Genomic DNA, 10968 nt, shown 5'->3' with positions numbered 1-10968 from the left:
GCAGCGATCATGAACGTGCTTAACACGTCTGTTCTATGGGGAGTATTAACGATCATGATCGGGACAATGGCGACTGCCGCAATACCCGCTTATGAACGCATTATTCGTTACGCCGATGCCGTGGAATTTCGCTATCTGGCCAATGCTTTTCAAGGCGCAGCACAGAATGTGTATTACCACAGCCGTCTGAGTAACACGGCTTCCGGTGAGCAGGGCAAAAACATCGTGGTACTGGATGGTGAGCGTTTTCGCCTAACGGATGGAACAATAGGCAATGGGCAATATCCCTTTGCCTTAGAAGGCGGGGCGAAAACCCTGTCAGCGTTGACCGCAGAAGATTGCGGTGCGCTATTTGAAGCATTAACTGGCCAATCTTATTGGCTAGAACAAGACACTCGGCCTAAGGCGCTTTCTCGCCCCCAGCCAAGGGTTCGTGCAGTAGCGGTATTGGAGAACGGGACGCAACCTTCTCCCCCTTATTGCCGATTTGAACGACCGGTAAATGCCGGTTTTTTGAGAGATGGTTCACCCGAAGAATCGGTTAACCATGTATTTGCCTACTATCCCGCTTCGGGCAGGACAGAGGTATTGAATAAATCAGGAGAGACACAATGAAACGTCAAGGTGGTTTTACGCTGATCGAAATGATCGTGGTAATCGTGATTCTGGGTATTTTGGCTGCGACAGCAGCACCTAAATTCTTTGATTTTAAAACTGATGCACAAAATGCTGCATTGCAGGGATTAAAAGGTGCAATTGATGGTGCAGCCAATGTAACTTTTGCTGAAGTTCAAGTTAATGGCAGTGCTGCTGGTATTACCGTAACGGATGAAGGTTATCCAACAGCAGCTGAACTAGGAATCGGTGCTGCAGTTACTGGGCTATCGACGGATTGGGTATCTAATTATGATGTGGCGAATAAAGCTCAATATGCACTGAAAGGCCAAACAATTGGTACAGATGTAACTTGTGTGATTTATGAGTTTGACGCTAATAAGTTTCCTAAAACAACAGTTAAAGCCTGTGAGGAATAGGTGAGCAAAGGCTTCACCCTAATCGAGCTCATCACCGTCTTGGTGATCCTCGGTATTATTAGTGTGTTTGCCGTACCGCGCTTATCGGGAGCTGAAGCTTTTTCAGTGATCGGGGCGCGGGATACTGGCTTGTCTGTTGCCAGACAAGTCCAGCTTCGTGCTATGCAGCAGGAAGATCCTTCGCATAGCTGCTTTGCCTTAAGTATCGCGGCCACCCGTATGGGCGGCAGTGTTTCTTCTGATACCTGTAAGTTGGGTGAGGATGAGAACCGCAGTGATGTGGTTGACCTTTCGGACTCTGATGTCAGGGCTTCTGGCCCATATTCTATTGAGTATGATTTGCTTGGACGTCCATTATGTGGCGGAAATTCCTGCAAAATCACCTTTTCCCAAGGCAGTGCATCAGCCAGCATTTGTGCCAACAGTGAAGGCTATTTCTATGCCTGTGACTGAAAACACCTCTAAGTATTCAACCCCTATTTCCCACCATCAGCGCGGATTCACGCTGGTGGAATTAGTTATCGGCATCGTCGTCTTTGGTGTGGCGATGGTGTTGATCAGCACAACCTTATTTCCTATGTTCGCCAAATCTGCCAACCCTCACTTTGAAGCCCGCGCAGCAGCGTTGGGGCAAGCCGTGATGTCAGAAGTGCTGGCGCGACAATTTGATCGCAATAGCGACCCCAATGGCAGCCAATGGCGCTGTGATGAAAATGCCGATGCGGTAAAAGCCTTGGGCATTCCAGCGCCCGGCACCATTCCTGCCTGCACGCCAACGTTAGTTGCAGTAGACGGCTTTGTGGCCACCGAAGACTACATTGGCTGTTGGGGGGCAGATAGCAGTGCTTGTACGAGTAAGTACGAAGGAGGCTTACACGAGTTGATAGGCGGGAGCGCCGATGATTACGTGGGCTTTACGGTGAACATTAGTGTCACCTATGACAATTCAACTTTTACGGGTAGCACGAAGAATACTCAGCTCTATAAACGCATCGACATGGTGGTTGATACAGGGCAGTTTGGCCGTTTTGACTTCAGCGCCTATCGGAGCAATTTCTGATGAAACGGCATTATCAATCAGGATTTACGCTGGTTGAACTCATCGTCACCATGACGATCCTCGCGATTGTGTCTGTCGGTATCTTTGGCTTTATCGAAAGCGGTACCAGTGGGTATGTGGAATCAAAAAATCGCGAAGCGTTACAATCCCAAGCCCGCTTTGTGGTTGAGCGACTAGGGCGCGAATTGCGCCATGCCGTACCAAACAGCATCGCCACATTTAGAAGTGGTCAATGTTTGGTGTATACACCAGTCAGATTCACAGGTTTGTATAACACTCGCCCAGAAGGGAAAAACACCTTTGAGGTTGGCATGTCGACAACCGATGAATATTGGGAGAAAACGGTGGGTAACGGCAGCCACCGCCTTGTATTTTCTCCAATGAAACCGGATGACCTTGCGCCGAAGAATAACGGTCTAGATCCGGATAACAGCTTCACGATCTTATCGGCTAAAGATAATCAAATAACCGTCAGTCGAAACAGTGATGATCCTTGGCCTTCTGGTTCTCCTTCCAAACGCTTTTATGTCTATAGCAACTCTGTGACTCTGTGTTTTGATAATGGCAACTTAGTCCGCCGTGTTAATGGCACAAACCGAGATATCACGCTTGCTCAACACCTCACAACAGGAAGTGGGTTCTCAATAGATTCGACCTCTTTATCTCGCCGTAACCTTGTGAAAGTGGTTTATCACTTCAGTCAGTCCGGTGAGACATCCGTGTACAACCAGAACATTCAGGTGATGAATGCGCCGTAGTATCTCTCCATTCCGCAGACACCAAAAAGGCAGCATGTTGATTGTCTCTGTTTTTACGATCACAGCGCTTGCAGCTTTAGGGGCTGCACTCATGCAGATTAACTGGTCACAAAGCGACACCACCGCGCGTGAAGTGCTTGGTGCTCGTGCTTGGTTTGCGGCAAATAGCGGAACTGAATCTGCGATGGCGCGGCTGTTTCCGCATGCAATGGATGTGGCTAAGCCGCCAGTCGCCGATTGCGATGAAACGCCTCGAGTCACGAAGTTTAACACTGACGGATTACGAGGGTGTTCTGTGTCAGTGACTTGTAAGGTGATTGGAGAGAATGAACTTGCTCAATATCGCATAGAGAGTAAGGGCGAGTGCGGAAGCGGGCATTTGAAAGTGGTTCGTGTGCAAGAGAGTTGGGCGAAGGAGTTGATGCTGTGAGTATTCGTTTGTGTTTATTCTTTATCGCTGCGCTATTTAGTCTTCAGGTTTTAGCTTCGGATGTTCGGTACTTCCCTGGACCTGCACAGTCACCTACTGGCACGAGTTCTATCTTGGATATGCTTGGGAAGGGACATATTGTTTATCCTGGCAATCCAAATTTTAAAATTGGGTTTAATGAATATAAACCTCGTTGGAACTCCGATCATTGCTCTGCAGATGGTAAAGTTTACTTTGAGTGTAATAATAGCGACTCATCGTTTCGAGGGGCGAATGCAAATTTAAAACTTATTGATGATGATGAACTTGACCCGAGAGAGTTTCCAGGTCAATGGAATGGTTCTAGAGATAAACTATCACCAAAAGATCCTCACTTCAAAACAGTTAGGGTGAGTCAGAATCTAGAATTAGAACCAGGCGTTTATTACTTTGGTCAGCTGATTGTAAATAATGGAAAATCAATAAAAGTAAACGGTAAAGTTGAAATTCATGTGAACCAGTTACACATGAGTAATGGCGCTAAATTCAATTATAATGGCACCCCGGAAGATGTCACCATATGGGTCCATGGCTATGATGAAGTAATTGAATATTTACCTTCTGTTCAAATGAATAATTCAGCTAATATTCAAGGTTATATCTACTCTGAAGCGACGGTGGCTTTTTCTAATAACAGCCATGTCATTGGAGCTGTGACTGCAAGAAGAGTCACCATGAATAATGATTCAAGTATCACTTATTCGCCATTGGATATGAAATATAAACTCATGATGACACCGAAAAATACGTATTCAAGTTCATGTTCTAGAGTTCCCATTACTTTTCAAGTCGTCGATGCTGATGGTAATGTAGATGCGGATATTTCAGGTAAGCTTATCGCCAGAATAACACGTCAAGAGGAATACTCTTGTTTGTCGACATCGTTGACGTCTCCATGTTTATCTAATCCGACAACCGTCAATCTTTCCAAGGGTAGAAGAACGCTTTGGTTGCAAAGTAATGCGGACAATACTGTGAATGTGAATGCAAAGTTTGATAGCACTGAAACAGGGGAGCTCTTTGAAGTCGGTGGGCGATATCGTTTTGCGCCGGTGAGCTTTAGGGTTAATCCTGAACCTGCAAAAATGGTAGCGGGTAAACCTCAATTTTTGTCTCTCGAAGCAGTAGCATCAACTTCAGGGAATTGTGAGGTAGTAGGAAACTACAAAGGGATAAAAACACTTGCTATTGGAAAGGTAAAATACCAATCCCCAAACTATCTTGATGACATAGAAGCACCTGAGAAAATCCAGTTTCTTAATGTTCCACTTATTAAATATAAATATGTCGAGTTTGTAAATGGGTTGGCAAAGAATGCTTTCGAGGTCAAATATGATGACGCTGGGCAAGTGAGTTTTGATTTGTACGAGTTTGATTTGAGTGAAATAGAACCACCATTACCTCAAAATAAAGAAACAGTCGATGAAGATGATCGTGTACGAGGCACAGCTTTTCTAGATGTTCGCCCCTACACCCTAGCAATTTGTGATATTAACGCTTCTGATAAGGGACACTCCACAGCATCAGATGCTTTTACTTATGCGGGAGCGCCGTTTAGTGTCAATCTAAAACCCGTCATATGGCTTGATGGCGACAAAGACGACGAGTCTAAAATAAATTTATGGTCGGAAGATTATTGCTCACGCCCTTCAACGCCTAGTTTTTGGCATGTAAATGCACCCGAAGCAACAGTAACTATTCGAAATAAAGCAAGAATTGCTTTTCCTGTTCTTGGTTCAAGTACAAATGTAGAAGGTGCTGTTGTTCAATCAAATATCGATGCTGTTAATGGTGTTTATGCATTTCCTTCGTTGAAGGTTAACGATGTTGGCATATTTAAACTCCGCTCTAAAGTTAATGGAAGATATTTGGATATGAAGGTGAACCGAGGTGATATGCACATTGGACGGTTCTATCCATCACATTTCTCTCTCGCATCTGCATCTAAAGTTTCACCGGGCGTAGAAAAAGCATACGACGAAAAGGCTAACGGTTTTACGTATCTCGGTCAGCCATTTGAAGGGATGTTTACCGTTTACGCGATGACAGCACAAAATAAGCCAGTGAAAAACTATCATCGTTACTTAGATGCCGGGGAGAAGGCATCTTTTACTGATTGGGTAATACATTCCAATTCACACTATCCCTATACTGGGCAAGACTTGTCTTCTCGTTGGAGCCATCCTGAACTGCCTAGCGTTCAGTGGACGTCTGGTCCAGGGGGGTATAGTGAAGTTTCTATCGGTGGATTGATGGAGATTCAGAAAGCTTCTTCTCCTGATGGGCCTTTTGATCCTCTTCATTTTGCTGTCGGTGTAGCTCAGTCAGATCGCGATAACACTGACTTCAAATATTGCCAGTCACCAGATGGGACAAACTGTGTCGATAAAGTACAAAACCCTCAATCGAAAAATTTTGGCGCAGAATTCGGCAGAGGCGACTTCCTCTTCGGCCGCATGCGTATTGAAGGTTTTACGGAAACCCAAAACTTAAAGCGTGAACAAACCCTGCCTGTGACTGTCGAAGTGTTCAACGGGTCTCACTTTGTGACCAATGAACGAGATAACGCGACCAATATTTCCACTGAGGCAGGCGTTGCTCAAAAAGACGTACTTTTTAGTGACACAACCGTCGAGGCTGACCGCGCCAAGATAGTGCTAAAAAACAGCGCGAATGAGGTTGTTCAAACGAAACGTGTCGAAAAGGGCACTTCTGTTTTTCAGGTTATTCCGCCAAATCAGAGTAAAGGGCCAAATCGTGAGCAGTTTCGATTCTGGCAAAAGCTCGGTGCGCCAACAAAAAGTGGTCTGCGTCAAACTTGGCTGCAATACCGTTGGCAGGGCGACAGCTTTAATGAAGATCCGTCAGCAATAGGAACATTTGGTTTCTACAGAGGCAGCGATCGCGTCATATTTAAAGGTGAAAAAAACATCACTTTGACAGGGGAATGAAAAAAAAGACTGATCTCATTCAGGTTTGTAGATCATCGCCTTGCCGCGCCCCGTCAGCATTGGTACATTTAGCGGAATTTGAAGAATTTTAACGCTTGCAGGATTAACCGAAGATTATGTTTAAGAAACTTCGTGGCATGTTCTCTAATGATCTGTCTATCGATCTAGGAACCGCTAACACACTTATCTACGTTAAAGGACAAGGCATTGTTCTTGATGAACCGTCCGTTGTCGCTATTCGCCAAGATCGTGCAGGCTCACCAAAAAGCGTTGCTGCTGTAGGCCATGAAGCCAAGCAAATGTTGGGTCGTACCCCTGGCAATATCGCAGCTATCCGTCCGATGAAAGACGGCGTTATCGCTGACTTCTATGTGACCGAGAAAATGCTGCAGCACTTTATCAAAACGGTTCACGATCATAGCTTTATGCGACCAAGCCCACGTGTATTGGTTGCTGTTCCTTGTGGTTCTACCCAAGTTGAACGTCGTGCAATCCGTGAGTCCGCATTGGGTGCAGGTGCACGTGAAGTGTATTTGATTGACGAGCCTATGGCGGCGGCAATCGGTGCGGGTCTTCCTGTTTCCGAAGCAACCGGTTCTATGGTGGTCGATATCGGTGGTGGTACCACGGAAGTCGCGGTTATCTCTCTGAACGGTGTGGTTTACTCATCGTCTGTACGTATTGGTGGCGACCGTTTTGACGAGTCAATCATCAACTACGTGCGCCGTAACTACGGTAGTTTGATTGGTGAAGCAACGGCTGAGCGTATCAAGCACGAAATCGGCTCTGCCTACCCTGGTGATGAAGTACGCGAGATTGAAGTACGCGGTCGTAACCTTGCAGAAGGTGTACCACGTAGCTTTACCCTGAATTCAAACGAAATCCTTGAAGCGCTGCAAGAGCCGCTAACCGGTATCGTTTCTGCGGTCATGGTTGCACTGGAACAATGTCCACCAGAGCTTGCGTCTGATATTTCAGAGCGTGGCATGGTGTTGACGGGTGGCGGTGCATTGCTTCGCGACCTTGATCGTCTACTGACTGAAGAAACCGGTATCCCTGTGGTTGTTGCTGAAGAACCACTGACGTGTGTTGCGCGTGGTGGTGGTAAAGCGCTTGAGATGATCGACATGCACGGTGGCGATCTGTTCAGCGAAGACTAATTCGCGTCCACCTATTTACAGGTTTAACAGGTTGTAAGTGAATGAAACCGATATTTGGCCGTGGGCCATCGCTACAATTACGCCTGTTTTTCGCTCTATTGATATCAGCCAGCCTTATGCTGGCTGATAGTCGTCTTGGTGCTTTCACCAACTTTCGTTATCTTCTGAATTCCGTTGTCGCGCCGTTGCAGTATGCCTCTAACGTGCCGCGTGACTTATTGGATAACGTCTCCCGTCAGTTTACCTCTCACCAGCAATTGCTGATTGATAACTCCAAGCTGAAAGAAGAAGTGTTGATGCTTCGAAGCAGCCAGTTGCTGTTTACGCAAATGGAGCAGGAAAACCAACGTCTTCGCGAGCTACTCGGTTCTCCGTTTGTGCGCGATGAGCGCAAGATGGTGGCGGAGGTCATGGCGGTTGACTCTGATCCTTACAAGCATCAGGTCATGATCGACAAAGGGCGAACAAACGGTGTGTATGAAGGCCAGCCGGTGCTTAATGAGCGCGGTATCGTCGGCCAAGTCTCTTATGTTGGGGCGCATAACAGCCGCGTGTTGCTGATCACGGATCCTACCCATGCGATCCCTGTGCAAGTCGTGCGTAACGATGTGCGAGTGATTGCGGCAGGCCGAGGTCAGACCGACAATATCCAACTCGATAATATTCCAAGTAGCGCTGACATTGAGCCGGGCGACATGTTAGTCACGTCCGGCTTGGGCGGTGTTTTCCCTGAAGGGTATCCGGTGGCGAAGGTGAGTTCGTTTTCCTTTGATAACCGTCGTCCGTTTGCGCAAGTGGATGCGAAGCCAGAAGTGCAGTTTGATCGCTTGCGTTATTTGCTGCTGGTGTGGCCAACCAATGTCGATAAAGACGAAGCCCCCGCGAATGACGAAAGCCTTGAAGGTGCACAAGAGGGTGATGCTACTCCTACTGTGAACCCAGATGTTGCTACAGAACAACAAGAGACCACCAATGGCTAATTCTACTGTGCGCGGTCATACGCTTATTTGGCTGTCATTCATTGTTGCGCTGATCCTTCAAGCCGCGCCTTGGCCTGGTGAGTTAGCCCCGTTTCGTCCTTCTTGGGTGTTGCTGGTGGCCTTTTACTGGGTATTGGCATTACCACATCGTGTGAATGTCGGGACGGCGTTGGTGCTTGGGTTGCTTTGGGATTTGATGCTGGGCTCGACGCTCGGTGTGCGTGGCCTCATGATGTCGGTGCTGATTTATATTGTCGCGCTCAACTTCCAGTTGTTGAGAAATATGTCCCTTTGGCAGCAAGCAGCACTGTTGTCGTTGCTCACGCTGGCAGGAAAGGTGTTAGAGTTTTGGGCGGAATACTTGGTGTCAGATGTACAGTTCGACCCCAATATCCTTTGGTCCGGGGTGCTTAACTTCCTGTTGTGGCCATGGCTATTCCTTTTACTGCGTCGCGTTCGTCGTCAGTTTTCCATTAAGTAATCTGGAGCCTTTATGTCTGCGCTTCACGTGTATCTTGCCTCTGCCTCGCCGCGCAGAAAAGAATTACTCGAACAGCTCTCTGTGTCGTTTTCTATTTTACGTGTTGATGTTGAAGAACAACGTCAACCTCACGAAGAAGCGGCGGACTATGTCCGCCGTTTGTCTCTTGATAAAGCCAAAGCGGGTGTAGACGCTGCGCCCACGGATTTGCCTGTTTTAGGTGCTGACACCATTGTGGTTTGTGATGGTGCTGTGCTTGAAAAACCACAAAACCTTGATGACTCACGACGCATGCTGCGCCAATTGTCGGACAGACAACATCAGGTAATGACGGCGGTAACCTTTGCTGATCGGAACCAAACCCTCACCACGCTTGTCACAACTCATGTATGGTTTAAAGCATTGAGTGATGAAGAAATTACGGCCTATTGGCAAAGTGGTGAGCCGGCTGATAAAGCGGGAAGCTATGGTATTCAAGGCTTAGGCGGGCGCTTCGTGACGCGCATTGATGGCAGCTACCATGCTGTTGTCGGCCTCCCCCTATTTGAGACAGATGCTCTGTTGACCGAATTCAAAAAATTACGCGGTGAAAAGCTATGAATGCAGAGTTGTTGATTAACGTAACACCGACTGAAACGCGTGTTGCGATGATTGAAGGCGGAAACCTTCAGGAAGTTCATATCGAGCGCGAAGCCAAACGCGGTATTGTTGGCAATATCTATAAAGGTAAAGTCAGCCGAGTGCTGCCAGGTATGCAAGCAGCGTTTGTTGATATTGGTTTAGACAAAGCGGCTTTCCTTCATGCATCAGACATTGTTCCGCACACGGAATGTGTGTCTGAAAACGAAAAGCAGCAATTCCAAGTCAGGGACATTTCTGAACTGGTACGCCAAGGACAAGACATTGTCGTGCAGGTGGTGAAAGACCCGTTGGGCACGAAAGGCGCGCGTCTAACGACTGATATCACGTTGCCTTCCCGTTATCTGGTCTTTATGCCAGGGGCATCCCATGTGGGTGTATCTCAGCGCATTGAAAGCGAAGAAGAGCGTGAGCGTTTAAAGCGCATTGTCTCTGATTATTGTGATGATTTGGGCGGGTTCATTATCCGTACCGCTGCCGAAGGTGCATCGGATCTGGAAATGGCACACGATGCCGCGTTCTTAAAGCGTCTTTGGAACAAGGTGTTGGAGCGTCGCAGCAAACGCCCTTCAAAATCGATGCTTTACGGTGAGCTAGGCTTGGCGCAGCGTATATTGCGTGACTTTGTTGGCACGGAGTTGAAGCTGATTCGCGTCGATTCACGAGCAACGCTTGATGCAATCAGTGAGTTCACTGAAGAGTTTGTGCCTGAACTGAATGACAAACTTGAGCTTTACACCGGTGATAAGCCTATTTTCGATATGTTTGATACTGAGAATGAAATCCAGCGTTCACTCGACCGTAAAGTGGAGTTGAAGTCTGGCGGATATCTCATCATCGATCAGACCGAAGCCATGACCACCATTGACATCAATACGGGTGCGTTTGTTGGCCGTCGTAATCTCGAAGAAACCATTTTCAACACCAATGTGGAAGCGACCGGCGCCATTGCGCGTCAACTTCGGCTTCGCAACTTGGGCGGCATCATCATCATCGATTTCATCGATATGAACTCTGATGAGCACCGCCAGCGCGTGCTTCAATCGTTAGAGCAGGGGCTATCGAAAGATCGTGTGAAAACCAACATCAACGGTTTTACCCAGCTTGGTTTGGTAGAGATGACGCGTAAGCGCACGCGAGAAAGTATTGAACATGTGCTGTGTGGTCAGTGTCCTACGTGTATAGGCCGCGGCTCAGTGAAGACGATTGAAACGGTTTGCTACGAAGTATTGCGTGAAATCACCCGAGTAAACCGTGCGTATGATGCGGACAAGTTTGTGGTGTACGCATCACCTGCGGTCGGTGAAGCGCTCGAAGGCGAAGAGTCTCATGCTGTTGCTGAGCTTGAAGTCTTTATCGGTAAGCAAGTGAAAGTCCATGTTGAGCCGCTGTATACCCAAGAGCAATTTGACGTCGTCATGATGTAATGAGAACAC

12 protein-coding genes are annotated in these 10968 nt (G+C 47.4%); all 12 read left to right on the top strand.

Annotated elements, in window-relative coordinates:
- Nucleotides 1-9: 9 nt before the first annotated feature.
- Complete coding sequence (locus tag BCT27_RS15500; protein ID WP_102396170.1) at nucleotides 10-615, top strand: hypothetical protein; 606 nt, start codon at nucleotides 10-12, stop codon at nucleotides 613-615.
- Nucleotides 612-1034 carry a type II secretion system protein gene (locus BCT27_RS25980; protein ID WP_102396169.1) on the top strand — a complete coding sequence of 141 codons (423 nt, stop codon included), beginning with the start codon at nucleotides 612-614 and terminating at the stop codon, nucleotides 1032-1034. The genes BCT27_RS15500 and BCT27_RS25980 overlap by 4 nt, the downstream gene beginning before the upstream one ends.
- Entirely contained in the window at nucleotides 1035-1487 is a 453-nt protein-coding gene (locus tag BCT27_RS15490) for a type II secretion system protein (protein ID WP_102396168.1), read from the top strand.
- On the top strand, nucleotides 1474-2094 hold the full coding sequence (locus BCT27_RS15485; protein ID WP_102396167.1) for a type IV pilus modification PilV family protein: 621 nt from the start codon (nucleotides 1474-1476) through the stop codon (nucleotides 2092-2094). The genes BCT27_RS15490 and BCT27_RS15485 overlap by 14 nt, the downstream gene beginning before the upstream one ends.
- Nucleotides 2094-2852, top strand: a complete 759-nt coding sequence (locus BCT27_RS15480) for a PilW family protein (RefSeq protein WP_102390656.1) — start codon at nucleotides 2094-2096, stop codon at nucleotides 2850-2852. The genes BCT27_RS15485 and BCT27_RS15480 overlap by 1 nt, the downstream gene beginning before the upstream one ends.
- Nucleotides 2842-3282, top strand: coding sequence for an MSHA biogenesis protein MshP (locus BCT27_RS15475; protein ID WP_102396166.1), 441 nt, complete (start codon nucleotides 2842-2844; stop codon nucleotides 3280-3282). The genes BCT27_RS15480 and BCT27_RS15475 overlap by 11 nt, the downstream gene beginning before the upstream one ends.
- Nucleotides 3279-6272 carry a DUF6701 domain-containing protein gene (locus BCT27_RS15470; protein WP_241908581.1) on the top strand — a complete coding sequence of 998 codons (2994 nt, stop codon included), beginning with the start codon at nucleotides 3279-3281 and terminating at the stop codon, nucleotides 6270-6272. The genes BCT27_RS15475 and BCT27_RS15470 overlap by 4 nt, the downstream gene beginning before the upstream one ends.
- Before the next feature lie 116 nt (nucleotides 6273-6388).
- Entirely contained in the window at nucleotides 6389-7432 is a 1044-nt protein-coding gene (gene mreB, locus BCT27_RS15465) for a rod shape-determining protein MreB (RefSeq protein ID WP_002537278.1), read from the top strand.
- Between the two features lie 41 nt (nucleotides 7433-7473).
- Complete coding sequence (mreC, locus tag BCT27_RS15460) at nucleotides 7474-8412, top strand: rod shape-determining protein MreC (RefSeq protein ID WP_102396165.1); 939 nt, start codon at nucleotides 7474-7476, stop codon at nucleotides 8410-8412.
- Nucleotides 8405-8893: a rod shape-determining protein MreD gene (gene mreD, locus BCT27_RS15455; RefSeq protein ID WP_017008130.1), complete on the top strand. Its 489-nt coding sequence runs from the start codon at nucleotides 8405-8407 to the stop codon at nucleotides 8891-8893. The genes mreC and mreD overlap by 8 nt, the downstream gene beginning before the upstream one ends.
- Before the next feature lie 12 nt (nucleotides 8894-8905).
- Nucleotides 8906-9493, top strand: coding sequence for a Maf family protein (locus BCT27_RS15450; RefSeq protein ID WP_102390652.1), 588 nt, complete (start codon nucleotides 8906-8908; stop codon nucleotides 9491-9493).
- Nucleotides 9490-10959, top strand: a complete 1470-nt coding sequence (rng, locus tag BCT27_RS15445; RefSeq protein WP_017008132.1) for a ribonuclease G — start codon at nucleotides 9490-9492, stop codon at nucleotides 10957-10959. Before BCT27_RS15450 ends, rng begins: the two co-directional genes overlap by 4 nt.
- The last annotated feature ends 9 nt before the right edge of the window (nucleotides 10960-10968 follow it).

Origin of the sequence: Enterovibrio norvegicus (assembly GCF_002876705.1) — a bacterium.
In the GTDB taxonomy this organism is placed as follows: Bacteria; Pseudomonadota; Gammaproteobacteria; order Enterobacterales; family Vibrionaceae; genus Enterovibrio; species Enterovibrio norvegicus_B.
The sequence above is the reverse complement of the archived record's forward strand: the minus strand, read 5'-3'. Positions and strand labels throughout refer to the sequence as shown.